The 24,741-nt window shown below is 70.0% G+C and carries 19 protein-coding genes and 2 pseudogenes; 9 read left to right on the forward strand and 12 right to left on the reverse strand.

Features of this window, described 5'->3' with window-relative positions:
• Positions 1–118 precede the first annotated feature (118 nt).
• Positions 119–2,236 carry an NACHT domain-containing protein gene (locus tag ACFY5C_RS26875; protein ID WP_389448258.1) on the reverse strand — a complete coding sequence of 706 codons (2,118 nt, stop codon included), beginning with the start codon at positions 2,234–2,236 and terminating at the stop codon, positions 119–121.
• Positions 2,237–2,404: 168 nt separating this feature from the next.
• On the opposite strand from ACFY5C_RS26875, the pseudogene ACFY5C_RS26880 reads away from it, so the two are divergent.
• Positions 2,405–2,671, forward strand: a pseudogene (locus ACFY5C_RS26880) (transposase); the annotation flags it as partial.
• A 758-nt stretch (positions 2,672–3,429) separates the two neighbouring features.
• Here ACFY5C_RS26880 and ACFY5C_RS26885 read toward each other — a convergent pair.
• The 7 genes from ACFY5C_RS26885 to ACFY5C_RS26915 form a co-directional block, all read right to left on the reverse strand.
• Positions 3,430–5,829, reverse strand: coding sequence for a beta-L-arabinofuranosidase domain-containing protein (locus tag ACFY5C_RS26885; RefSeq protein WP_389448259.1), 2,400 nt, complete (start codon positions 5,827–5,829; stop codon positions 3,430–3,432).
• Positions 5,830–6,090: 261 nt separating this feature from the next.
• Complete coding sequence (locus ACFY5C_RS26890; RefSeq protein ID WP_389448613.1) at positions 6,091–6,507, reverse strand: hypothetical protein; 417 nt, start codon at positions 6,505–6,507, stop codon at positions 6,091–6,093.
• A gap of 133 nt (positions 6,508–6,640) precedes the next feature.
• Entirely contained in the window at positions 6,641–7,543 is a 903-nt protein-coding gene (locus ACFY5C_RS26895; protein ID WP_389448261.1) for an STM4011 family radical SAM protein, read from the reverse strand.
• A 10-nt stretch (positions 7,544–7,553) separates the two neighbouring features.
• Positions 7,554–8,891 carry an STM4012 family radical SAM protein gene (locus tag ACFY5C_RS26900; RefSeq protein WP_389448263.1) on the reverse strand — a complete coding sequence of 446 codons (1,338 nt, stop codon included), beginning with the start codon at positions 8,889–8,891 and terminating at the stop codon, positions 7,554–7,556.
• Complete coding sequence (locus ACFY5C_RS26905; RefSeq protein ID WP_389448616.1) at positions 8,888–9,703, reverse strand: STM4013/SEN3800 family hydrolase; 816 nt, start codon at positions 9,701–9,703, stop codon at positions 8,888–8,890. The genes ACFY5C_RS26900 and ACFY5C_RS26905 overlap by 4 nt, the downstream gene beginning before the upstream one ends.
• Positions 9,704–9,800: 97 nt before the next feature.
• Positions 9,801–10,970 (reverse strand): STM4014 family protein, encoded by a 1,170-nt coding sequence (locus ACFY5C_RS26910; RefSeq protein ID WP_389448265.1) that lies wholly within the window; start codon positions 10,968–10,970, stop codon positions 9,801–9,803.
• A complete protein-coding gene (locus ACFY5C_RS26915) occupies positions 10,967–11,926 on the reverse strand; it encodes an STM4015 family protein (RefSeq protein ID WP_389448267.1) in 960 nt (319 codons plus the stop codon). Before ACFY5C_RS26915 ends, ACFY5C_RS26910 begins: the two co-directional genes overlap by 4 nt.
• Positions 11,927–12,096: 170 nt before the next feature.
• Here ACFY5C_RS26915 and ACFY5C_RS26920 point away from each other — a divergent pair, with 170 nt between their 5' ends.
• The 3 genes from ACFY5C_RS26920 to ACFY5C_RS26930 all read left to right on the forward strand — a co-directional run bounded on the left by ACFY5C_RS26920 (position 12,097) and on the right by ACFY5C_RS26930 (position 15,446).
• Positions 12,097–12,423: a hypothetical protein gene (locus ACFY5C_RS26920; RefSeq protein ID WP_107906371.1), complete on the forward strand. Its 327-nt coding sequence runs from the start codon at positions 12,097–12,099 to the stop codon at positions 12,421–12,423.
• A gap of 79 nt (positions 12,424–12,502) precedes the next feature.
• Positions 12,503–13,579 (forward strand): DUF6745 domain-containing protein, encoded by a 1,077-nt coding sequence (locus tag ACFY5C_RS26925; protein ID WP_389448268.1) that lies wholly within the window; start codon positions 12,503–12,505, stop codon positions 13,577–13,579.
• Between the two features lie 628 nt (positions 13,580–14,207).
• Positions 14,208–15,446, forward strand: coding sequence for a Rieske 2Fe-2S domain-containing protein (locus tag ACFY5C_RS26930; protein WP_389448269.1), 1,239 nt, complete (start codon positions 14,208–14,210; stop codon positions 15,444–15,446).
• Positions 15,447–15,489: 43 nt separating this feature from the next.
• Here the strand turns inward: ACFY5C_RS26930 and ACFY5C_RS26935 are convergent.
• Positions 15,490–15,927 (reverse strand): annotated as a pseudogene (locus ACFY5C_RS26935) (FAD-dependent monooxygenase); the annotation flags it as partial.
• 241 nt (positions 15,928–16,168) lie between these two features.
• Between ACFY5C_RS26935 and ACFY5C_RS26940 the strand changes: the two are divergent.
• On the forward strand, positions 16,169–16,600 hold the full coding sequence (locus ACFY5C_RS26940) for an ATP-binding protein (protein ID WP_389448270.1): 432 nt from the start codon (positions 16,169–16,171) through the stop codon (positions 16,598–16,600).
• A 308-nt stretch (positions 16,601–16,908) separates the two neighbouring features.
• Here ACFY5C_RS26940 and ACFY5C_RS26945 read toward each other — a convergent pair whose 3' ends face one another.
• Both ACFY5C_RS26945 and ACFY5C_RS26950 read right to left on the reverse strand, forming a co-directional pair.
• Positions 16,909–17,997, reverse strand: a complete 1,089-nt coding sequence (locus ACFY5C_RS26945; RefSeq protein WP_389448271.1) for a hypothetical protein — start codon at positions 17,995–17,997, stop codon at positions 16,909–16,911.
• Between the two features lie 484 nt (positions 17,998–18,481).
• Positions 18,482–19,060 (reverse strand): TetR/AcrR family transcriptional regulator, encoded by a 579-nt coding sequence (locus ACFY5C_RS26950; RefSeq protein ID WP_389448272.1) that lies wholly within the window; start codon positions 19,058–19,060, stop codon positions 18,482–18,484.
• A 388-nt stretch (positions 19,061–19,448) separates the two neighbouring features.
• Here ACFY5C_RS26950 and ACFY5C_RS26955 point away from each other — a divergent pair, with 388 nt between their 5' ends.
• From ACFY5C_RS26955 to ACFY5C_RS26970, 4 genes are read left to right on the forward strand one after another with little or no spacing between them, the layout of a single operon-like run.
• A complete protein-coding gene (locus tag ACFY5C_RS26955) occupies positions 19,449–20,027 on the forward strand; it encodes a (2Fe-2S)-binding protein (RefSeq protein WP_389448273.1) in 579 nt (192 codons plus the stop codon).
• On the forward strand, positions 20,024–21,016 hold the full coding sequence (locus tag ACFY5C_RS26960; protein WP_389448274.1) for an FAD binding domain-containing protein: 993 nt from the start codon (positions 20,024–20,026) through the stop codon (positions 21,014–21,016). Before ACFY5C_RS26955 ends, ACFY5C_RS26960 begins: the two co-directional genes overlap by 4 nt.
• On the forward strand, positions 21,013–23,136 hold the full coding sequence (locus ACFY5C_RS26965) for a xanthine dehydrogenase family protein molybdopterin-binding subunit (RefSeq protein ID WP_389448276.1): 2,124 nt from the start codon (positions 21,013–21,015) through the stop codon (positions 23,134–23,136). Before ACFY5C_RS26960 ends, ACFY5C_RS26965 begins: the two co-directional genes overlap by 4 nt.
• The gene (locus ACFY5C_RS26970) at positions 23,129–24,316 is read left to right on the forward strand and encodes an XdhC family protein (RefSeq protein ID WP_389448278.1); all 1,188 of its coding nucleotides are present in this window, start codon (positions 23,129–23,131) and stop codon (positions 24,314–24,316) included. The genes ACFY5C_RS26965 and ACFY5C_RS26970 overlap by 8 nt, the downstream gene beginning before the upstream one ends.
• Before the next feature lie 180 nt (positions 24,317–24,496).
• On the opposite strand, the gene ACFY5C_RS26975 is transcribed toward ACFY5C_RS26970, so the two are convergent.
• Positions 24,497–24,673: a hypothetical protein gene (locus ACFY5C_RS26975; protein ID WP_389448280.1), complete on the reverse strand. Its 177-nt coding sequence runs from the start codon at positions 24,671–24,673 to the stop codon at positions 24,497–24,499.
• Positions 24,674–24,741: the final 68 nt, after the last annotated feature.

A 24,741-nucleotide genomic window follows, 5' to 3' on the forward strand; every position in this document is an offset into this window, starting at 1 on the left:
TCGAGCGCGCTGCGTGCAAGGACTGTTGGCTTACCACCCAGCGCCGTGTCCGGTCCCCCATCCGCCACAGGGCTGGCGCGTGCTCCTCCGACCCCCGACAGTCAGAGCAGACCGGATGTTAGAGGGCAGCCAGGTGGCGTTGCAGATCAATGTGCCGGAATTGGTACACCGATCCAACCCGCCGTAGTACCCCGCGATGTTCATGTGCGTCGTGCAGGAATGCCAGCAGGTACCACGGGGTGTTGTGGCGCACAGCCAGGTAGGCACGGGCGACTATGAAGTTTCCCCACGCTGTCGCCCCCAATCGTGTCGTGCCCCCGACCGCCAGTGCGCAGAGCACTACCGTGAGCCCGATCGTGAGCCCGAGCATGAGGCCGTCCGTGAATCCGAGCACGACCCCGAGCACGCCCCCGACCATGATTCCGATCATGAGCGCGTGCGCGAGGTGACTACGACGGTCCGAGATCAACAGAGCGTGCGGGCTGGGGCTGGAGGCCACGTCGGCCCTGTTCGTCTCAAGTCCGAACGTGGGCCCGGTGAGGAGCCCAACCGCGAGTCCGCCTGCGAGTCCGGTCGCGAGTCCGGTCGTGAGTCCACCCACGAGCCCGAAAACGAGCCCGCTCACGAGGCCGGGTAGGGACCCTGATGCTGACAGGCGAAGCCCAGTGCGAGGAGTGTCCGGGCCCTCAGGCCCTGCGATGAGCGCGCCCATGAGCCCGGCCACGAGCCCGAGTGCGAAACCAGTCGTAAGCCCGGCCGCGAGTCCGATCTCGAGCCCTTCCGTGTGCCCTGCGAAAAACCCGATGATGAGCCCGGACATGAGCCCAATGGTGATCGCGGCCACGAGCCCGAACGCAAGCAAGCGGGTGCGGCGTGGAATGGCGCTGGACAGCTCCCACCAGGCGACGTCGGGGCTGCCTGCACGCTGATTGTGTTGAAGTCTGGCTAGGAAGGCGAGGGTTTTGTGGGCCTGGTGGGCTGTCCAGCGGGGCGGGTTGGGCTGGTGCGGGGTGTAGGCGGCGGGGATGAAGGCCTGGAAGAGGCGGGCGTTGATCGCGGCGTGGTCAGGGTAGGCGGTGGTGTCGCACAGTTCGTCCGGACGGGGAGCTTGAGGGGCCCCAGGAAACGCGCCGGGGCGGGGGTTGTAGATGGTGCGGGCGAGGAACAGTGCCAGCGGGGTGGCCAGCGCCTGTCCGACCGGGGTAGTGGTGCCCAAGCGGCTGATCACGGAATCCCACCGGTCGAAGGCCGGCGCCGAAGGACCGCCCGCGTCCCGGCGCAGATAGGAGGCGGCGGTCTGAGCGCCGAGGGGGAGGAGCTGGATGATGGCGGCGCCGTTGAGTCGGATGTTGGTGCCCGGCCGGGTCAGGGCTGTGCGGTAGGGGATGGTGCGGCTGGTCAGGACCAGGGCCTGTCTGGCAGGCAGTGTGCGATTGAGCGTGTCGAGTGCGGCAGCGTGCCGAGCGGGGGGCAGTTCGTCCAAGCCGTCCAGCAGCGGCAGGATGAGGTCCGCGTTCAGCAGGGACGTGGCCAGATCCTTCGCCCTGTCGCCAGTGGTGTGATTAAGAGCGACCGACGACGGAGCCTCGGCGGCCAGGCCGGGGTAGGTGCGGCGTAGCTGGTCGGCCATCCAGGTTTTCAGCGACTGGCGGGGGTCCCAGGAGGCCAGGGAAAACAGCACCGGCACAGGGTCGCTGTCATTCCGGCGGGCAATGAGATCCTGCAGCAGCCGGATCAGCAGCACGCTCTTGCCCGCACCGGGCTCTCCCAAGATCACCAGGCGCCGAGTGGGAACCCGCTCTGAGAACACCTGCCCGATCTCCGCATCCTGGCCTGCCAGCCCAGAGGCATCCGGTGGCCATAAGGCCGAATCACCTGGAGGACCGCCTGGCCGGGCGCGGGCCAGGTCTCCCAGCAGTGTCCAGGACTCAGCTATGTCGTCGTCGGCGGCCCGCCAGGCGACGGGCAGCGGGTAGGGGTCGTTGACCCGGCGCACCTCCGCCTCACTGTCCCACTGGTTCTTCACCGCCACCGCCAACTCGCCCACGACCTTGCCCAGATTGACCGGGCCGGCCTCCAACCGGTCAGCATGGAATGCCGCCCAGGCAAGGTAGACCGGCGCCAGCCCCAACAGGACAGACACAGCAGTTTCGGCCGTGTCGAGATCAAAGCGCTGGGCCACAACGAGCGCAGCGACAGCCCCGAGCACCGACAGCAGCAAGTACACCTTGCCCACACGCCCCGGCCCCAGGCCGCGTCCCCCGCTTCTCATAGCAGGACATTACTTCCTGCCCGGCACGCTGAGCACCCTGTATGGCGCATTGAGGAACAGGAGCAGCCCAGGTCTTCAGGGGGACTGGCACGGTGGCTGGTTCGCCGTTTCTAGGGCCTGTCCGATGGGTCAGTGACGAGCTGGACTACCGATCGTTCAAGGGCATGGGGAGCGGGTGATCTGACCGACTCCGAATGGGCCCAATCGGAGCCGCACTTGCCGAAGAACACCGGTCGAGGCGGCCGGTCGACGGAACACCGGCAGGTCATCCACGGATCTTCTTCCGCATGCGGACCGGCATCCCTTGGAGGGACCTTTCGAGGAGGTTCGGTGAGTTGGCAGACCTGTTACCTCCGGCACCGGCACCGGCGCTGGACCGTGGACGGCACTTGGAAAAAGCAACCTGTCCAGTCACAACAGCCTGTCCACCCGGACCTGGCTCGAGGACCATCCCCGCATCCACCATGCCTTCATCCCGGTGGGCCCGTGCTGGCTCACCCTGCAGGAAGGCTGGTGGCGCATCTTGGGGCAGACCTACACCACCAACTCGCCGACTACGGCGCCGCTATGCGTACACCATTTCTGGAACCCGGCTTCGATGGAGATACCGGCTCGCCAGACTTGCGTACTACAGCCAAACACTCCAAGCGAAAGGCCGGAAGATGCATGGGGCACGGACACCGACGGAGCAAGCTCTGGCGCGTTCGTACACCAGCGCTGACGGAGTCGGGTTCAACATCACTCAACTGACCGTCGAGCACCATCCGGACCGCACGGTGACGTTGACATTCGGACTCACTGTGCAGCGACCTGACGACTTGGACGAAAGCTGGGTGGTCACCCTTCCATGGGCCGACAAGTCCTTCGTGGACGTGTTCACTTCGCCCGCCCCCCACCCGGACCGGTTGCAGCAGCTGGTTCACATCGTCCGCGCCCTGCTGGAAGAGTGGTGGGATACTAAGAGCCGCAACAGGCGGTCGGCGAGGATGGGCCGTCAAATCTTCTGAGGCGGCTTCCGGAATACGGGCTGAGCCGGGATTTGCCCGTTGGGTCAGGCATTGGGCGTCAGGCAAGCCCTGGTATGACGCGGAGGCGGGCCACGCGCGCTCGGACGGTTGGACAGCGTCCGCCTCAAGCAACAAGGCGCGCTCACGCTTTCACAGGAAGCGCCAGAGGTGATCGGCCGTGCCGTTGTCGTCGAACTGGACCACTTGCGCGCTGTCGGCGGTCGACATGCGGTCCACACCCAGCACCTTGTTGCTGTTCTTGTTGAGAACGCGGTACCAGCCGTCGCCGTTGTCGATCAGCCTCCAGAGATGATCGGCTGTTCCGTTGTCCTCGAACTGCACGACGACGGCGCTGTTCTCCGTCGACATGTGGTCGACGCCGAGGACCTTCCCGCTGTGGCCGTTGCGGATCAGGCACCAGCCGTCGCCCTTGTCGACGAGCTGCCAGGCGTGGTCGCCGGTACCGGTGTTGGCGAACTGCACGACACGGGCGCTGTTCTCCGTGGACATCCCATCCACTGCCAGGACCTTACCGCTGTGCTTGTTCGCGAGACGGCGGAAGGGCGGCTCTGGCGTCCACTGCCTGCCGTCAGGCGCCGCCGTGGGGAAGGAGGTGATCCGAAGTCGGGCCGCACCCGAGGGGATGAGGGTGACGGTTTCCACGGGTGCGGTGCTGCGGGCCGGGCTGTTCTGGAGCGGGGCGACGACATGTTCGTCGTCTGCGATCCACTCCGGTATGCGCCGGGCCTGCGCTGAGATCCGCACGGGCGCGGCCTGTGGAGTGAAGGGCTGGTCCGGCACGCCGGAACCGGGCAGTGTGACGGTGAGCTGCGTGTCCGGGACCAGGCCGTAGTTCCACGGAGCCGTGGCGTGGACCTCGTAGGCAGGGAAGGGATCCGTCCCGCCCATGCGCTCGTAGCGTTCGCCGAGGTCCAGGGAGTACGTGAGCGGGCCTCGCTCGACGCTCACGGCGCCGTGCTGACCGGGCCAGCCGCGCAGCCGGGTCTGCTGGGGGAAGCGGACGCGGACGACGTCTCCCTCGCGCCAGGTGCGTTCCACGTGTGCCCAGGAGGGGCCGTCCGAGGCCGCGAGCGTGGCGCCGTTCACGCGGAGCTCGGGGCCACGGCACCAGCCTGGGATGCGCAGGTGCAGGGGGAACCGCACGGGGCGGGGCGTGGAGACGGTGAGGGTGACCGTGTCCCCGAAGGGGTAGTCGGTGGTCTCGGTGACGGTCACGGTCGTGCCGCCGGCGACCTGGGTACGGACCGAGTTGGGTGCGTAGAGCGCAGCGGCGAGGCCTCCGTCAGGGGTGGCGAGCCAGAGTTCCTCGGTGAAGTACGGCCAGCCCATGCCGTAGTTGTGGGGGCAGCAGCGGTACTGGTCGACGCCGGCCTGGAAGGCCTGCATGGCGAAGCCGTTCTGGAACTGCCCCTGGGTCTTGGTCCGGTTGTCGAGGTCGATGCTGTTGGCGCTGGTGATGTAGTGGACTGATGTGCCTCGCGGGTCGAGGGATGCGGGGAGCATGTTGAACGCCAGGTCCTCGCAGCGGTCCGCCCACACGGGATCCCCGGTGATCCGCGTCAGCAGCTCGTGGCTGGCCATGAACTCGACGATGCCGCAGGTCTCGAAGCCCTGGCGGGGGTCCGTGAAACCGGGCCGGTAGTTCTCGTCCCCGGCCATCCCACCACCTGGGAATCTGCCGTACTCGGCCATGACGGTGTCGTAGGCACGGTAGGTCGCCCGGGTGAGGTCGGCGGAGTCGATCAGCTGCGCGTACTGGGCGGGCTCACGGAATCCCTGCGCGATGTTGACGTTGTGCCGGCTCGGTGTGACGCCGGCCCAGTCGGCTCCGTGGGTGTGCATCTTGGCCGCGAGATCGAGCAGGAACGACTCACCCGTACGGCGGTAGAGCCATACGGCGATGTCGAGTCCGTCGCCCCAGCGAAAGGACACCCAGCTGGTGTTGAAGGCGCCCGGCCCCTGGGCGTTCATGAAGCGCAGGAAGCGGACCAGGAAGGGCACCACGCGCTGATCGCCGGTGTACTCCTCATGGCTCCGCAGGGCTTGCAGCAGCGGCAGGAAGGGCCAGAAGTCGGGGCCGCCGTTGAGGGAGGAGCGTAGGGCCCGCGGCCCGAAGAACCCGTCGCTCTGCTGCGTGGCGAGGATGGCGTCCACCCACTCGCGCGACCTGGCCAGCGCACCGGCGTCGCGCGTGGCGATCGCCAGCGGAATGTAGCCCCGCAACCAGTACGGCACCTCCTCCCAGGCATTGCGCTCGGGGTGCACCCAGCCGGTGGTCGAGAAGTCCAGGAAGTGGGAGCCGGCCTCGAAGCGACCGCACAGGCCGCCGAGTTGCAGCCGGAGCTGCCCGGCGAGCCAGCCACGGGCAGTGACGCTGCCCGGCCGAAGCCTGTGGAACTTGTCGGGTACGCGGGTCTCGGCCGACGGAGCGGGCGCCGCCGCCGCGGCCCCGGCGAACGAGGTGCCGAGAGCCGCGGCTCCCAACGAGAACGAGCCCGCGCCGAGCAGCGCCCGTCTGCTGATGGACATGGGGATGACCTGCCTTCCGGAAGGAGCCGGAGCCGACGTGGAGACATCGTCGTCTCACCTGGCGAGGCACAAGCTGCGAGCATCTACAACGTTGGAAATTCCGGCCGTTGGCATGACAGCACGCCCGAAGGGGCCTGTCCAGGGGTAGCGCACCGAAGGGCGCGGTGGCGAACCGCTCACATGCCTGGCCTTCTCGGGCCTACAAGTACTGCGGTTGACCGGCCAGGGTCGGACGACTGCCCGACCGTTCTGTCTGACCAGCTATGAATCCGAGCGCAGCCCCAACGCGCTGTGCTGAATCACCCCGGCGGGCGCATCGGCCGCCCCGGACTCCCGGCGCGTCAGCTCGACCAGTTCCGAGCGGAGGTCCTGCGCTTCTTCGCCCAGCACGATGGCACTGAGCACCAGCTCGAGCATGAGGCAGTCGTAGTCGTCGTCCGTGCCTCGGTAGCGCTGGGGGTCGCGTTCCACGACCGCCGAGGCAATCCGCCAACCACCGTCATCCACCGGCGCGAAGGTCGCCGCGAAGACACCGCGACCGGTCCAGCTTCGGTGCAGGAAGACAACCTCGCCCTCCGCGAAGACGTTCCACTTCTCGTCCATGTCCCGCGCCGCGTAGCCGCGCTGGATCCGCTCCCAGTCTTCACCGGACCAGATCCGCCGGGGCAGTCGCGGCATCGGCTGAGGGGTGGATATCGGCTTGAGGCGACGGGAAAGCATCGACCGGGTTATGCGTTCGGCAGCGGACATGCGGTGATCTTACGGAACGAGCCGAACGCGACCGCAGCAGGTCCTTGAGCGATCTCACGGGTCAGCCGACGTCGCGGCTGCTTCGGGGCGTGATGGTCAGGGCCCGGGTGGGCTGTGCCTCGGCCAGGCGCGCCGGGATACGTTCCAGGACCCCGCCGGCGAACACGTCGTAGAGCGGGAGGGTTTCGAGGTGGACGTACCCGATGTGGCAGTCGCAGACCTTGAGCGGGCAGGGGCGTGGGCGCAGGGCGGCGCGGTAGGAGCCGTCGTAGACGTTGCCCAGTTCGGCTCGGACGAAGTGGCAGCGGCGGACGGTGCCGTCACCGTCGACCGAGATCACGGATTCTCCGGTGCGGCAGGGCAGGCCGGCACTGGCGTGCGGGTGGCGGCTGTAGGGGAACAGGGGGTCGAGCGCGGTCCAGTCGTCGGCCTCGGCGTCCTGGTAGGTGTGGCCCTCGGCTGCGTTGATCCACACGTACACATGTGCCGGTAGCTCGGCGCGCAGGCGGCGGGCCGCCTCCAGGTGTTCGGGCAGGCCGACGACGCCGACGCTGAAGCGGACCCCGCGGTCGGTGAGGTCGTGGCACTTGGCCAGGAAGCGGTCGTAGGGGGTCTGGCCCGGGTGGTAGGTGCACCACAGCGCAAGGGTTTCCGGGTCGGCGTCGGCCAGCCAGTCGGTGCGGCAGCTGAGGTTGGTCTGAATGGCGACACGGCGGATGTGCGGCAGGTGCGACAACTCGGCGAGGGTGCGCCGGTACCAGGAGCGGACGAGGCCCTCTCCCCAGGGCGTGAACAGCAGGGACAACCGGTCGTCGCTGTCGGCCGCCCAGCGGGCGAAGCGTTCCAGGGCGGCCCGGTCGGCGCGCAGTTGAGCGGTGGAGTCCCGTCGCTTGGCGAACGGGCAGTAGGGGCAGTCGTAGTCGCAGGAGGCGAGCGGGCCGCGGTAGAGGACGGTCAGATCCATGGCGGGCCGGTCACTTCTTCTCGTACGCGGCCATGGCGGCCTGGACGGCGGGGGAGAACAGCTCGGGTCCGACGGCGTCGGAGTGGGCGAGTCCCTCCGGGGTGAGCCGCAGGTGCGCGGAGGCCGCCTCGGCCAGCCAGCCCCGGTCGGCCAGGCGGTGGAGTTCCGGGCCGAAGTCGTCGAGGGGCGTGGTGCCGAAGCGGGCCTCGTAGTCCTCGAAGGGCAGGCCCTCGGCCTGGAGGAGGGACTGCAGCAGGTGGCGGCGGCGCGCCTCGTGCGGGTCCATGCGGTAGCCGACCTCGGCGCGGGCGAAGTCGGTGGTGGCGACGTAGTCGTCGATGATCCCGCGGATCTCGTGCATGCCGACCGCGTAGTCGAAGGAGTAGTGCAGGTCGGCCGTGTACGAGCGGGCGCCGCAGCCCAGACCGATCATGCCGTCGCTCTGGCAGGCGTAGTCGTCGGCGCCCTGCTGCGGAGCGTCGGTACGGCGGAACATCCGCATCGACTGCTGGGTGTAGCCGCGGGCGATGAGATGGTCGCGGCCTGCGCGGTACAGGCGCAGCCGCTGGGCGTCCCAGTCCGGGTCGGGGCCGTCCGCGGCGCGGTGGCGGTCGAGTCCGGTCAAAGGCCTTACGTAGAGCGGGTAGAGGTACAGCTCCTCCGGCTGCCAGGCCAGGGCGGCGTCCAGGGACCGTAGCCAGGTCTGCTCGGTCTGGCCGTCGATGCCGTAGATGAGGTCGATGTTGAGGACCCGGATGGCCGTGTCGCGGATGCGGGCGAGCGCGGCCTCGACGTCGGCGCGGCGCTGCGGGCGTACGGCGGCCCTTGCTTCGGAGTCGATGAAGCTCTGGATGCCGAGGCTGAGACGGGTGGTGCCGCGCTCGGCCAGGACCGAGAGACGGTCCGCGGTGGCCGTGGCGGGGGAGGCCTCGACGGACAGCGGGATTGCACGGAGGTCGGCGCCCATGCCCTGCTCGGCGATGTCGCAGAGGCGTTCCAGCTCGGCCGCGGTGAGGAAGGTGGGGGTGCCTCCGCCGAAGGCAGCGGTGGCGAACCGCACCGGCTCGCTGTCGCCCAGCGCTTCGCGCACGGCGCCGGCCTGCCGGTGAAGGGCGTCGAGGTAGGCGCCGGTCAGGCCGTCGGGGGCGCCGATGCGGGTGAACAGGTTGCAGAAGCCGCAGCGAACCTCGCAGAAGGGTATGTGCAGGTAGAGGGCCAAGGCGCTCTTGTCCTGCGCCGCCCACAGGGATCGCAGCGCAGGCCGGTCGGACAGCCGACGGTAGGCGGTCTTGTGCGGGTAGGCGTACACATAGTGCTGGTACGGGCTGGTGAGCTGGGCGGTGGTCATCGCGGGGCCTTGGCTGGGTCGAGGAAGAAGTGGGCGTACGGCACGGTCCACACGGACTCGTGGCCGAGGCGGTGACCGGTGTAGCCGTCGTCGCCGTAGGCGGTGCCGTGGTCGGAGCAGACGATCGCGAAGCAGCGGCGGCGGGAACTGGCGGCGACGAAGAGCCTGCCGATGTGCCGGTCGACGTATTCCAGCGCGGCGGCGTGCGTCTCGCGGGTGTCACCGGCCTCACGGGTCGCGCCGGGCAGGTGGAACCAGTTCGGCTGGTGCAGGGCGGAGACATTGATGAAGAGGAACAGCCGCTGCTCCGCCGGGAGTTCGGCGACGACGTTCTCGGCGCAGGCGACCTGGTTCTCGAAGGACTGCGGCGAGGTCACACCGAACTCCCTCTCCCAGTGCGCCTCCTGGAAGAGCCCGGGCAGTACGGTGCCGAGCGGGCCCTGCTTGTTGAAGAAGCCGACGCCTCCGATGCAGACGGTCCGGTAGCCCTGCTGGGCGAGCCCGGAGACGAACTCGGGGGTGTCGTACACGAACGTGCCGTCTGCCGTGGTCTCGCTTCCGGCGAAGCTCGCCGCGAACAGCCGCGGGTGCGGCCCCGGTTCGGCCGGGGTGGGCAGGAAACCCGCGAAGATCGCCTGGTGTGAGGCGTAGGTGAAGCTGCCCGGCGCGTGACGCTTCTCCCAGCGGCCGCCGGGCAGGTGGCGGGCGAGATTCGGAATACGCCCCTCGGCCGCCAGCTCGACGGCCACGTCGTGGCGCAGCGTGTCGAGGGTGACCAGGAGGATGTCGTCGTGGCCGACGACCTCGTTCATGTCGGGCTCGGGCATGGAGCCTTCCCGCACGTCGGGCTCAGGCGTGGGGAGCCTGTGCACGTCGGGCTCAGGCGTGGGAAGTCTCTGCACGTCGGGCTCAGGCATGGGATGTTCCTGTTCTGTGCTGGTGGAGCGGGCCGGGTGCAGCTGGAGCGCGCAGGGCGGCCGTCACCTGCGCGGCGTACGTGTCCAGGCCTTCCGCCCCGCTGCCGGGCAGTCCGGTCAGCCGGGGCAGCAGGTCCCCGAAGGCGTTGACCTCGCCGACGAAGGCCCTGCGCCAGCCGATCGCCGGCAGCAGGTCCACGCCGACGCACAGGGTGCGCGGGAAGCAGGCCGCGGCCCGCTCGCACACCTCCAGTACGTCGGTCCAGCGGCCGCCCGCCCCGCCGACGGCGTGCCGGACGGTGGCGAGGTCGCCTCGCCTGCCGCCGAGGTGCAGATTGGTCAGGGGTGTACGGCTGGTTCGCACCACGGCGTGGGTGGCCCGGCCGGCCACCACGACGACGCGCAGGTCGGCCGCCCTGCCCTGCTGGGAGGCCTTGGGCACCCAGCGCTCCAGGTGCAGTCCGTCGGGTGCGAGCGCGTCGACGATGGTGGCGACGTCCCGCTCGCTGTCGTAGCGGCGCACCCGGAGGGAGTTGTGGAGCGTGCCGTCCGGGGCGAGCTCGACGGATGTGGTGGCCCTGATCCGGCCGCCAGCGCCCGTCTCGACGGCGAGGACTCCTGACGCCGAGGACCCGTGAGCCAGCTTGACGAACAGCCGGGGCATACGGTGCTCGCGCACCAGCATCCGTACGTCGTCCCAGCCGCGCACCGGGGCCCCACCCGGACCTGAGGTGGGTGAGGCGGGTACCGGCACACCTGCCGCGTCGAGCACACCGTGGCAGGCACGTTTGTCGAACAGCACGGCGAGATCGCCGGTGTCGTCGAGGCGGATGCCGCCGCGCAGGGTGCGCAGCGCTGCGGTGAAGCGGGCGTACCAGCGGGCCGAGCCCTCGACCCGGGTGGGATCCGTGGTGCCCCGCAACAGCCGGTCGACCTCGGGATTCTCGCCGGGGGAGTCGACCCGCACGATCTCGTCCGCGGCGAAGTCGGCTCCGCCGCCACGCAGGACGTCCTCCCATGCGACGACGCGCGGGCCGGGCAGACCGGCCGCGCGCACCGCGTCCGCGAAGAGGGACACCCGCCGGTTCTCGGGATTGCCGACCACGGCGAAACGCGACGCGCCGCGCCGGGAAACCGGCGGGGCCAGGGAAGGTGTACTCACTCGCCCACCGCGACGTAACGCCAGACCGTGCCGTCGTCCTCCGTGTCCTCCTCCGCGTCGTTGCGGTCGAGGTCGACCTCAACGCCCGCGGCCTCGAGCGTCTGGCGCACCCGCTCCTCGACCGCCTGGCTGAGGTAGTGATGGTGCAGGTCAAGCTTTCTCAGGTGAGTCAGAGGCTGACCGCTCAGCAGCGCGGCGGCTCCCTCGTCGGTCAGCACCCCCATGGACAGATCCAGCACTTCCAGGCGCTCCACCACGGGAGCGGAAGCCACGGCCGCGGCCACCGCGTCCTGCATCTCACTGTTGCGCAGCGCAAGATGGCGCAGGCGCGGCAGCCGGGCGCCCGACAGGATCGGCTCCAGGTCGGACGCCTCACTGTCGCCGCCGTAGTCGGGCGTGCCGAGCCACAGGTCGAGGAACTCCAGGGCGGGCAGGTCACTCGCGCCGATGCCGCGCACCACCTCGGCGGGCAGACCGCCGGTCTCCACGACGAGCCTACGCAGCGCGCTGTGGCTCAGTGCCGTGAACTCCAGCCCCGACCCGCCCCGCACACCGAACTCCTCCAACGCCTGGAACCCGGCGAGAAGCGGAGACACGTCGGTCTGGTTGATCCAGGAGATCTCGCACTCCTCCATCACCATGTCCCCGAGGAACAGCGCCCGCAGCGCGGGGAAGCGGTCCCGGGCGGCCAACAGTGCCTCGATCACGGGGGAGGGGTCGGAGTCGTACGCCTCCTGCCAGGCCCCCACTATCAGCGCCCGCACCCGAGTGGTGTCGACGGCTGCGCAGAACCGGGAGAACGCCTTCTGCCACTCCTCGTCGGCGTCGTACACGTCGCTGGTGATCCGCCAGGCGACGGAGTCCGGCTCGGGCAGGTCGTCCGTCGTCGCGTCCGGGCCCGGAAAGTTGTGCGCGGGCAGCCCGTGGAACAGGTCGAGGTGGTCACCGATGGTCATGCGGCCGCTCCCGAGGAGGAAGAGTGTGCGGTCTGTGATGTCGGCAGTTCTACCAACAGCCACTGACAACAGCGTGCGGCGGGGCGGAGTTCGGAGCGTTGTCAGTGGTGCCGCCTACGGTCGTGGTCATGAGGCCGGTGCGCGGTGCACCCGGCGGTGAGGGGACAGCCATGTACCGACAGGGAGACGTGCTGATCGTGCCGGTGACGGAGGAGGCGGTACCGGCGCATGTGGCACACGCGCCCAGGGAGCAGCGCGACGGGCGGGGGCGGCTCGTGCTGGCGCTGGGCGAGGTCACCGGCCACGCCCACGCGATTGTCGGTCCGGGCGAACTGATCCGTGAGCCGGGGCCGTTCGGCCCATTGCTGCTGCGCCTGCCCCAGGGCGGGCGGGTCGTCCACGAGGAGCACGCGGCGATCGCGCTGCCCAAGGGCTGGTACCGGGTGATACGGCAACGGGAGTACGTGCCCGGATCAGTGCGGATCGTGGCGGACTGAACGGCGAAGGCCGGTAGGGACAAGCCGGCAAAGGGCGGAGAGACAGACGGTGGAGAGAACCGGGGTGGAGGGGCAGCAAATGACCACAAAAAACGTCGAGTCCGAGACCGACATTGCGGAAACTCAGGGGGCGGAGAACAACGCCTCCGGCGAACTGGGGCCATGGCGCGCGTGGGCCTCGGCGACCGGCCCAGCCGATCGCGCGGCCGCCGAGGACGGTGTTCGCCGGGCCTACCGGCTCGCGGGACTCGCCGAACCGGAGCGTGTGGTGTGGGTGGGTTCGCCGCGAGCGGCGATCACCCTGATCCGCGACGACCTCTCGGACCGCGGCCCGAGCGTACGGGACGCGGTGCGCAGTGCCCCCTGGGCACAGCAAAGACGCTCGCTGCACGTCGAGTTGGGTGCCGAGGGCTGGTCCGCGCACTGGGCGGCGACAGGCGGACGGTTGTGGGACTCCACCCAGGCCCTCGTGGACCGCATCCGCACCGGCGTCATCGAGGAACTCGCCGGCCGGGACACCGGCAAGGAAGCCGCCGAGATCCGGCTGCTCCTCCTGGACGCCGTCCTCGGACAGCACGACGCGCCGTGGCTCGCCGCGTTCCCCACCGTCGGCGGCCCGCTCGACGCGCTGACTGCGGTCTGCCGCAACGCCGGCTGGTGGTGGCCCTACGCCCGAGTGGCGGTCCTGTCCGAGCGGCCCGTGGCCCTGCACCGCGACGAGGCCGGCCGACTCGACCAGGGCGACGGCCCGGCCCTGGCCTACCCGGACGGCTTCGCCCTGCACGCCTGGCGCGGCATGCCCGTGCCCGCCGCCTTCCTCGCCGAACTGCCCACTCTCACACCGGAGCGCATCCGAGCCGAGGAGAACGCCGAACTTCGGCGCGTGATGCTGGAGTACTACGGCTACGACCGCTACCTGACGGACTCGGGTGCCCGCCCCCTCCACCAGGACGAGACAGGCACCCTGTGGCGCATCGACCTGGTGGACGACGAACCGGTGGTCATGGTGGAGGTTCTCAACTCCACCCCCGAGCCGGACGGGTCACGGCGCACCTACTGGCTACGGGTGCCGCCGTCGACGCGGACAGCGCGAGCGGGCGTTGCGTGGACCTTCGGGCTCGAGGAGCGGGAGTACGCGCCGGTGGCGGAAACGTGAAGGGGAAGGGCGAACGGGAGTGTTCTGCCGGAACGGCGTCCCCGGCGGGCCTGACGCCGCCGTGTGGCGACGCCACGGGGAACGTCGGCACACGGTCCTGGTCCGCTCGTCTGGTGCAGCAGCCATTCCATCCCCGGGGGCGCTGATCCCCTCGTCTTGCGCAGCCGCAGGAAGCCGGGAGGCGCCAGGGGATCGCGACGCCGATCCTGCGCGGACACGCGTCCTGTCTCGCCAGATCCACCCGGTGACAGACCGCTGGAGGTGGTGCCGGACCTCCACCGTCCGGACGACGTCCTCTACGAGGTGCTCGCGGACGGCAAGCCCAGAGGCAACCATCGCCGGTACGACGGAAGTCTCCTCGCCGCTGGGACAAAGGCTCTGGCGAGCACCTTCGCCCGTCGTACGTCAATCCGGCGTGGGTCCGTGCCAGCGGCGCCGCCGGCCGTGTTGTCCGACTGTGTCTCTCCCCGGGTCGGGCCGAAGTCGGGGAGGTAGGGCAACCGGCGGCCCCCAGGAGGACGGTTCTGGGCCGGGACGCATCTACCGCATGCGCCGACGGGTCAGAGATGCCTGGCAGAGCAGGTGACTGCTAGTGCCGGTGCTCGGTGTGTGCGAGGAGAGGAGAGACATGACGGAGACCGACTCCGAGGAAGCGGGGGCAGCGGCTTCGGCGGCCGGGAACGGTGGGGCTTCGGCGAATCGCCATCCACGTTCCGGCACGGTCGACCTGAGGCGCGTCGGGGCGAATCCCGATTTCTGGTACCCGGTGGCACTGTCCAGGAGCGTGCGCCGCGGGCGGGTGGTTGCGACGACGTTCGCCGGTGAGCGCATCGCGCTCTATCGCGGGGCGAGTGGAGCCATCCACGCGCTGGAGGACCGGTGTGCACACCGGCAGGTCCCGCTGAGCATGGGTGTCGTGGAGGGCGAGCTGCTGCGCTGCTGCTACCACGCGTGGGCCTATCGCGGTGACGGACGTATCTCGCAGATCCCGTACCTGTCCAAAGGCGATGGCCGACCGCCGCGGGGTGTGCGCGGGTACCCCGCTCGCGAGGCGTACGGGCTGGTGTTCGTCTTTCCGGGCGCACCGCAGAAGGCGGATGACACGGCATTGCCAGAGCTGCCGGCGTTCGGCTCACCGCGCTACAAGACGATGACGTTCTCGAGGACGGTGCGCTGCCACTACTCGTTCATGCACGAGAACCTGCTCGACATGAACCATCAGTTCCTGCACCGGGGCGTCGTCGGCAGGCTCCACCCCGAGCTGCTCGGATTTCACACCGGGGCGCAGTCGGTGGAGGCACGGTATCTGTTCACTCATACCGGGGGAAAGAGGAACCGTGGTGCCAGCCTGCTGGCTGCCGAGGGCATCGGTGGCAGCACCTCCCGCGACGTCATGACCATCCGCACCCGTTACCCGTACCAGACTCTCGACCTCGTGCCTGAGGGCGCACCACGCCCGGCCTTCTCCCTCTGGGCCGCGTACGTGCCCGAAGACGCCGAGCAGCGCACCTGTCACACCTACGGCCTGCTCATGATCGAAAAGCCCAGGATGCGTGGCGCTCTGAACCTGGCCTGGCCATTCATCAGACGCTTCACCGAACGTGTATTCGCCGAGGACCGCATGGCCGTCGAAGCGGAGCAGCGAGCGTGGGACGAGCACGGCGAGGACCGCAATCACGAAGTCTTCCCTCTGATCCTGGACGTTCGCGAAGTGCTGCGCTCGAACGGCGTCCCCCTGCGATCCCCGGCTGCCCTGCCCGCCACCGATCCGGTGTGCGACCGTTCGGCGCCGTCCTGCACGCAACGCCCGGCGGGGCCGGGTGCCGACCATGATGCGCAGCCCTGCGATGAAGTTCCGGGCGGGTGAATCGGGAACGCAGCATCCGTTCCGTCGGGCGGCTCTGGTGTCGTCAGCTTAGGTTCGGTGGTGTGCAACCAGCTTGGCGCAGAATGGCGTGAACGGCCGCGCGGGAGGGGACAAGCCGCAGGGCTGTGCTGCGTACGGCGACGGCCAGAGAGCGACTGAGCTGCTGGCCCGGACGACCGGCCTGGCGGGCGGCACGTGCGACGGACTGGCTGCGCGGGCGGCGCTCGGCGTCGTAACGAGCCAGTGCGGATTCGACGGTGGGCTCTCCGGCGCGTGCGCCGGCCAGGGTGGCCGCGTCCTCAAGGGCCTGGCAAGCGCCCTGGCCGAGGTGCGGGTTCATGGCGTGCGCCGCATCACCGAGCAGGGTCGACGCGGTCCGCGGTGAACGCGGGCAGGGGCGTGGCCAGTTCGAGGACGTCGTGGTGCAGACGGCGTCGGGGCGGGTCGCGTCCAGCAGGACGGGGCTCGGAGCGTGCCAATTTCCTCATCAGCCATGCCGGTGATCCTGGCACGCCCCAATCGGGGGCCCAAGCGGCTCCACATTGTTGGAGTGAACCCTGCGGGTAGTGGAGCCACAGTGGGCCATCGCGGCGTCACCGTATGCGGGGGAGTCAATCGGGCCCGACTGGGTAGGCGCGGCGTGTGAACGGGGAGCTACGGCATTGGTAAGGGAAGCGGCGCCGCTGGGTGAGGACGGCGGCGCTCACGGCGGGTGTTCTTCCTTGCAGACCACGGTGGCGTTGGAAGGCGGCGGCGCGACGATCGCCGAGGCCCGTCATCTGGCCGCGGATTTCCTGTCCCGGGTACAGGAGCGGTGCGGTCGGTGCGCGGTGCCGGTTTCGCGGCGCGTCGTGGAGCTCACGCAGTTGGTTGTCAGTGAGCTGGTGACCAATGCCTGCAAATACGCTCCCGGGCCGGTGCTGATGCATCTGAGCATCACTGGGCAGGCTGTGGAGATCGTGGTGTGGGACTCCGACCCAGTCCTGCCCGTTGCCCGGGCCGCAGATGCCGGCCGCGTCGGCCAGCACGGCCTGGAGATCGTCATGGCCGTCGCCGAAGGCCTCGAAGCCCAGCGAGAGCCGGTCGGCAAACGCATCACTGCTCGCATCGCCTTGCTCGACGATGCCGACGACAGCCGGGGCCGACCTCAGTAGGACACGCAGGAGCCGTCCACGCAGTTCTGCCAGGAGAACGTCGAGCAGAGCCCTGGAGTGCTGGGTGCCTGGTCAGAGCACTCGGGGGCAGACAGATCACCCACGGGATGCAACGGGTCGCGGACATGACTTCCGGCTGCCCACAGTCTCCTCAACATCCGCGCTGCTGCCGCCGGCACAACGCATGTGCCTCCGAGCCCAGCAGCCGGAGGACACATACAGGGGCTAGTGGGGTACTGGCCCGGGGGGCCGGGGGCTGGCCTTGCCCTTCATGAAGTTGAGCCGGCACCTGCCTCTTGACGCAGGCTTCATGAGCGGGTGGCGGTTGCGCAGTCGTTGTCCGTGGCCGTCGTGCCGTCGCCCGTTTCGATCGGCTTGCTGCGGTCGTACGGGTCGACCTGCTTGGCCTCGTCGGGCTGCTCGTCGGCTGTGCCGAAGGGCGGCTCGAAGTAGCCAGTCGGGGCGGAGCATCCGCCGTTGGTCATGTCGAGCGTGTACGAGACGAGAGACATCGTGCCCGGTTCGGTGATGACCTTGGCCGGATCGTCCCAGTTCATCACCACCTCGCGTCGCACGATCGTACGGACGACCTCGGCGCCCCGCCCGCCGTCGCCGGCCGGGGTGACCGGGTACACGAAGGTGACGTCAGCCGTCACCTCGAGCGCCCCCCGTTCTCCCTCCTCGTACGCGAGTCGGCCGCGTGTCTTGACCACGTCACCGACCAGCTGGGCCTGTGCCGGCCGGAAGCGGCTGAACAGCAGCAGCGGGTCGGTCTCGGGAGTGGGCGCCGTCGACGACAGGGCGGTACGCAGATACTCCTGGACGTCCTTCTGGTGCGGGTTCAGCAGCGCGATCGCCTTCGTGGGCCTCTCGCCGCGCAGCACGCGGGAGTCGAGTCCCGCGGCCGCCAGGAAGTCCCGGCTCCGCCGCAGTGCCTGCTCGACCTGGGCGGCGTCCATCCAGCCGGTCGCTTTGGCCGGTGGCACCGTGATCCCTGCCGCTCCGTCGGCCCAGCGGGCGGCAGGCGAACCCCGGAAGGGCTCGGCGAGGGTGGGGTGCAGAGCCGGCTCGGCGCCGGGCGCCTCCTGCGGGCGTTCTGATTCGGCAGCCAACGGCTCCCCGTCCTGCCCGCCCTCGTTGCCGCCGAACCAGCTGACGACCTGTTGGGGAAAGAGTCCCACCACCAGGAGGGCCACGGCCGCCACCAGCCCGGTCACGTACCAGCCTGTCCTGCGCCGGGGCCGCGCCGGTGAGTACGTACGCCAGCCTTCCGGCTGCCCGGACCGCTCGCGCAGCCGCCGTTCCACCCCACGAGCGCGCGCCGACGGCTCCACGGGCGCCCCGGCCGCACCCGTCACCGATTCATGCAGGAACCGCTCCCACTCCTCTTCAGGCACAGATGACCCGTCTTCGGGCACAGATGACCCGTCCCGCCCCCCAGCCCCGCTCACAACCCACTCCCTTTCTCGAAAAGCTCGATTGCCCGATGGCGCGATTCGCTCCACCGTCTCACCGTCTGATCAGTTGACTATGCACTGGTCGATCGAGAGTCGCACGCATGATCGCATGAGTCAGCCGCCGGGCGGTGGGTCGGACCGCCGTGCCCATCCGGCCACGGGTGGCAGACCGTTGGTCTGCCACCCGCACTGGGAAGAGGCCCACCAGAGGCAGCCGCCCCGCAGCCGCGACCCACTCCCGCATAGGTCTCACCTCCTCTCGCACTTGCATCGGCGACTCGCGGATCCACCGCGTGCGCATCGCGACGGCTCGCGATGGTCGCGGTCGCTGTCGAGAGGAGGTGGCCGATGTGCCGTACCTCGGAAGCGGTCTTGAAACAGCACGTCCGGTCGACGGTGGCGTGCGGTCACACGACGCTGACCTTCACGGCCGCGCCGCACCCGTCCGCAACCCGTCCATGACCAGGTCGAGAAGCCGTGCAGCGCGCGGTCGCCAGTCCTTGGTCGGGGTCATCTGCCACAGGCCGGCGATGGCGAGGACGAAGTCGTCGGCGGTGACTCCTGGGCGGATGGTGCCTGCCTCCTCGGCTGCGCGGAGCAGGAGTTCGGCTGCCTCGGTGACAGGTGTGGGGGAGGGTTTCGCCGGGCCCCCTGGTGCACTGGTGGCGAGGCGGATCGCGTCGGCCAGGCCCGCCTTGGTCATGGCGAACTCGGCCAGTCGGTCCATCCAGGTGCGCAGGGCCTGGTGCGGCGGCAGTTCCTGGAGCAGTTGCGTCGCGCTGTCGGCGACCTGCTGCATCTCGTGGCGGTAGATCTCCAGGACCAGGGTCTCGCGGTTGGGGAAGTTGCGGTAGAACGTGCCCTGGCCGACCCCCGCCTTCTTGGCGATGGCGCTGAGGGGCACGTCCGGGCACTGCGTCAGTTCGGTGAGGGCGACGCACAGGATGCGTTCACGGTTGCGTTGCGCGTCCGAGCGCAGAGGGCTGTCTTTTCTGTGCTGCACCGTCACTCCTTGAGGCACGTGGCAGGAGCGCACCCTTGCCAAGCGGACAACTGTCCGTTACGTTTTCCGGGTAGCGGACAGGTGTCCGGTTGGGGTCCACTCTAGCTCCGGACGCGACAGGCACGTCAGTCCTCTGCCGCCGTTCGCGATGTTCATCTCCCGCCGTGTACCTCATGCACTCCAGGCGCCCCCACAAGCACGAGCGAACCACCATCACGCCCCCCACTGACGACAAGCGCCCCCCGATCACCAGCGATGCCGCGCACCACCGGCGCACCCTCACGGCGAAGCGCACCCCTGGTAGCCGAGACGGCGCCGCCCGGGCCCCGTACCTGCCCGAAGCTCCGGCGGCCCCCCGCAAGTACCGAATGCCTGAAGGAAGTTGCTCATGGCCTTATCGACGTCCAGCGTCATCACCCTGCACATCAACGGCGAGAAGCACACGCTGCCCGTCGACCACCGCACCACCCTGCTCGACGCCCTGCGCGAGCGACTCGATCTGACCGGCACCAAGAAGGGCTGCGACCAGGGGCAGTGCGGTGCCTGCACCGTTCTGGTGGACGGCCGCAGGACGGTCGCCTGTCTGCAACTCGCGGTCGCGACCGAAGGGCGTGAGATCACCACCATCGAGGGCGTCGCGGACGGCGACCACCTGCATCCGGTGCAGCAGGCGTTCCTCGAACTCGACGGATACCAGTGCGGTTACTGCACCCCCGGACAGATCTGTTCGGCGATCGGCATGCTCGCGGAGCACGCGGCCGGATGGCCGAGCGCCGCTTCCGACGACGTGCGTCCTGAGGCTGGGCCGCCGCCGCTGACCCCGGACGAGATACGTGAGCGGATGAGCGGCAACCTGTGTCGCTGCAGCGCCTACACCTCGATCGTCGAAGCCGTCGCGCGAGCCGCCGAGACCGACGCCCCGTCAGCTGGGGACGTGCCGGCACAGTCCAGGGAGGCCGCCGCATGAGGGAGTTCGACTACCGAAGGGCCCCCGACGTCTCGGGTGCCGTCGCCCTCCTCGACGACGATCCGGACGCACGCTACCTCGCCGGCGGCACCAACCTGGTCGATCTGATGAAGAGCGGCGTGGAACGCCCCGCCCGCCTCGTCGACGTACGGGAACTGCCCCTGGACCGCATCGAACCGGCCCCCGGCGGCGGACTGCGCGTCGGCGCGACGGCCACCAACAGCGACCTCGCCGCCCACCCCGAAGTCCGCGGCCACTACCCGATGCTGGCCCAGGCGGTGCTCGCCGGTGCCTCCGGCCAGCTGCGCAACATGGCCACGGTCGGCGGCAACCTCCTCCAGCGCACCCGCTGCGCCTACTTCACCGACACGACCAAGCCGTGCAACAAGCGTGAACCCGGCAGCGGCTGCCCGGCCATCAGCGGCGAGCACCACAACCACGCCATCCTCGGCGCGTCCGAGACGTGTGTGGCCGTACACCCCTCGGACATGGCCGTTGCCCTGACCGCCCTCGACGCCATCCTGCATTACGAAACCGCAGACGGGCAGGGCGAGTTGCCGATCGGTCAGCTGTATCTTCCCGTTGCCGGGACCCCGCACCGCGAGACGGCCCTGCCGGCGGGCGCGCTGATCACGGGCGTCTCCCTGCCTCCGGTGCCGGTCGCGGCCCGCTCCAGGTACCGGAAGGTGCGCGAGCGCGCCTCCTACGCCTTCGCCATCGGTTCGGTCGCGGCCGCGCTCGACATCCGCGACGGGGTCGTGCACGACGCACGCCTGGCGTTCGGCGCGGTCGCCTCCCGGCCATGGCGCGCACACACCGCGGAGCGGGTCCTCATCGGGGCGCCCGCCACGGCCGAGACGTACGCGGCCGCCGCCGAAGCCGAACTCGCCGCGGCCCGGCCGCTGACGCACAACGGATACAAGGTGACCCTGATGCGCAACCTGACCGTGGCCGTGCTGAGCGAGCTCGCCGAGGAGGCCGCGCGATGACCACCACCGCGCAATCAGCCGCCGTACGCGCGGTCGGCACCGGTCACGTCCGGGTGGAGGGCCGGGACAAGGTCACCGGCGCGGCACGCTACGCGGGCGACATACCGTTCACCGAACTCGCCTACGGATGGCTGGTGTTGTCCACGGTGGCGCGCGGCCGCATCCGCGACATCGCCAGCGCTCCCGTCCTCGAGATGCCCGGCGTCGTCGCCGTCCTGGACCACCGCAGCGCCCCGCGCCTGGAGACCGACTACGTCGGCCTGCTGGGCATCAGGCCCGACCCCACCTGCGCCGTCTTCCAGAACGACACCGTGCCCCACCTGGGCTGGCCGGTGGCCCTTGTCGTCGCGGAGACGCCCGAGCAGGCGCGGGAGGCGGCCGAGGCTCTGGTCGTCGAGTACGAACCGCTGCCGCACGACGTCGACTTCACCGGCGAGCACCCGGACTCCTATCCCGTGGACGGCCACATGCCGGGAGTGACGGACAAGGGCGACCTGGAAGCCGAACTGGCTACGTCAGCAGCCGTCGTGGACGAGGAGTACACCACTCCGGAGGAACACCACCACCCCATGGAGCCCCACGCGGCGACCGCCCGCTGGGAGGACGGCCGGCTGGAGGTGGTCGACTCCAACCAGGGCGCCACCTGGGTCGTCGGCGAGCTGGCGAATCTGTTCTCGCTGGATCCCGCGTCGGTGCGGGTGCGTTCGGAGCACGTCGGCGGTGGCTTCGGCAGCAAGGGCGTACGCGCCCACCAGGTGGCGGCCGTGATGGCTGCGACGATCCTCCAGCGGCCGGTGCGCGTCGCTCTGACCCGGCCCCAGATGTTCGCCTTGGCCGGGCACCGCAGCCCCACCGTCCAGCGGGTCAGGCTCGGAGCCGACGCCGACGGGCGGCTGCGTGCCCTGGACCACCGCTCGGTCAGCCGCACCGCCACCGTGTACGAGTTCGTCGAGCCGAGCGCCGGGGTGGCGCGGGTGATGTACGACGCCTACGCCCACCACACCGAGAACCGCGTCGTACGCCTCGACGTGCCCAGCCCCACCTTCATGCGCGCGCCCGGTGAGGCTCCGGGAGCCTTCGCGCTGGAGTCCGCGCTCGACGAACTCGCCGAGAAGTGCGGGATCGATCCGATCGAGCTGCGCCTGCGCAACGAACCCGACAAGGGCCCCGTCTCCGGCCTGCCCTTCGCCAAGCGCAACCTGCGCGCCTGCTTCGAGGAGGGCGCTCGCCGTTTCGGCTGGACGGAGCGCGATCCGCGGCCGGGTGTGCGGCGTGAGGGCCGGTGGCTGCTGGGCACCGGCACCGCCGCCGCGTCCTTCCCCGCGGGCGCCGCCCCCTCCACCGCCGCCATCACCGCCGAGGCCGACGGCCGTTTCACTGTGCGGATATCGGCGGCCGACATCGGCACCGGCGCGCGGACCGCGCTCACGCTCGTCGCGGCCGACGCCCTCGACGTCGTACCGGAGCGGGTGAGCGTGCGGATCGGGGACAGCGAGTTCGGCTTCGCGATGATCGCGGGCGGTTCGATGGGCACCCGCTCCTGGTCCATGGCGATCATCGCGGCCGCCCGCGAGCTGCGGGAACGACTCGTCCCCGGCATGGCGATCCCCGCCGAAGGGATCACCGCACGCTCGGACACCACCGCGCAGATCGCCGCGCTCGCGAACATGGAACGGCACTCCTACGGCGCCCAGTTCGCCGAGGTGGCCGTGGATCCGGCCACGGGTGAGGTGCGTGTACGACGCATGCTCGGCATCTTCGCCGCCGGCCGCATCGTGAATCCGCTGACCGCACGCGGCCAGTTCACCGGCGGCATGATCTGGGGCATCTCCATGGCCCTGCACGAGGAAGCCGTGCGCGACCCGGCCTTCGGCGGGCCCGTCGGCGCCGACCTGGCCGGTTATCACGTGGCCACCCACGCCGACGTCCCGCGCATCGAGGCGGACTGGGTGGACGACACCGACCCCGACGACCCGGTCGGCATCAAAGGCATCGGCGAGGTGGGCATCGTCGGCGCCGCGGCCGCCATCGCCAACGCGGTCTGGCACGCCACCGGCGTACGGCACCGCAGTCTGCCCATCCGCCCGGACCGCGTCCTGACGGCAGGCAGCGATGCTTGACCTGCTGCCGGAGCTGAAGGGCTGGCTGGCCGAGGGGCGTGATGTCGCCGTCGCCACCGTCGTGTCCGTCGGCGGCAGCGCCCCACGGGGCCCCGGTGCGACCCTCGCGGTCGACCGGGCCGGCACGGTGATCGGTTCGGTGTCGGGCGGATGCGTCGAGGGCGCGGTCTACGACCTGTGTGCGCAGGCGCTGGAGACCGGGCAGAGCGTGCTGGAGCGCTTCGGCTACAGCGACGATGACGCCTTTGCCGTCGGTCTGACCTGCGGCGGTGTTCTCGACGTGATGGTCACGCCCGTGCTCGAGGACACGCCCGTCAGGGCGCTGCTGTGCTCCGCCCTGGATGTGGTGGCCCAGGGCGGGCCGGTGGCCATGGCCCGAGTCGTCGACGGCCCGGCCGGGCACCTCGGTGCCACGCTGCTCGTCCACGGCGACGGTTCCACGGAAGGCGGCCTCGGTTTCCACGAGGACCTCGACCGCACGGCCGCGGCACAGGCTCTGGCCGCGCTGGACGCCGGACGCACGGGCACGGTGGAGCTGTCGCCGGACGGCTCGCACTGCCCTGACGGCCTCACCCTGCTCGTGGAGTCGAGCACGCCTCCGCCGCGGATGATCGTCTTCGGTGCGGTCGACTTCGCCGCGGCGCTGGTGCGGGTCGGCAAGTTCCTGGGCTATCACGTCACCGTGTGCGACGCCCGGCCGGTGTTCACCACGCCGGCACGCTTCCCCGAGGCGGACGAGGTCGTCGTGGACTGGCCGCACCGCTATCTGCGGGGCACCCGGACCGACGGCCGGACCGTGCTGTGCGTCCTCACACACGATGCCAAGTTCGACGTCCCCCTGCTGGAGGTAGCGCTGCGGCTGCCGGTCGCGTTCGTGGGCGCGATGGGCTCGCGCCGTACCCACGCCGACCGGGATCGCAGATTGCGCGAAGTGGGCCTGAGTGAAGAGGAGTTGGCGCGGCTGAGGTCACCCATCGGGCTCGACCTCAATGGCCGTACGCCCGAGGAGACCGCCTTGTCGATCGCGGCGGAGATCGTCGCGACCCGCAGAGGCGGAACGGGTCTCCCGCTGACCGGTTCGGGGACACCGATCCACCACAGGGCAACGGCTCCGGCTCGCTCCCCCCGCTCACCCGGCGGGCGGGAGCTGTCCACCGGGGTCACAGACCTCGCTTCCTAGCCCCGGCACCCACCCCCCACCCACACCCCTCGCTCACGCCCTCAGGCCCTCAGGCCCGCCCGAGTGTGAGCGCGCGACCAGCGCACCCGCCGTCCCCGGTTCCGGGTCCGGACCGCCGCCCCGACCACATGTGACACCGCCATCGACGCGCATACGGCCCCGGCGGCGCCGCGCCCGGGATCACCTCACGGGCATGAACTCGGGCAAGGTGAGGGCCCAATGGGTAGGGGGCCCCGCTGCGGCGGGCATGGCGCTGAGATTGCGCAGCATGTCGTTGCGCTGCTTCAGGGCAAGGGCGGTGGTCGGGAAGAGCGCGGCATCGCCCTCGCCGACCTGTTCCGTTGCCTGGCTGGTCATCCGCAGTCGTCGTAGCGCTGGAAGCAGCCCCGGAGTGGGGTGACCGCTACCAGTGACCCGTGCGCGCG

Source organism: Streptomyces sp. NPDC012935, assembly GCF_042900345.1.
Taxonomy (GTDB): Bacteria; Actinomycetota; Actinomycetes; order Streptomycetales; family Streptomycetaceae; genus Streptomyces.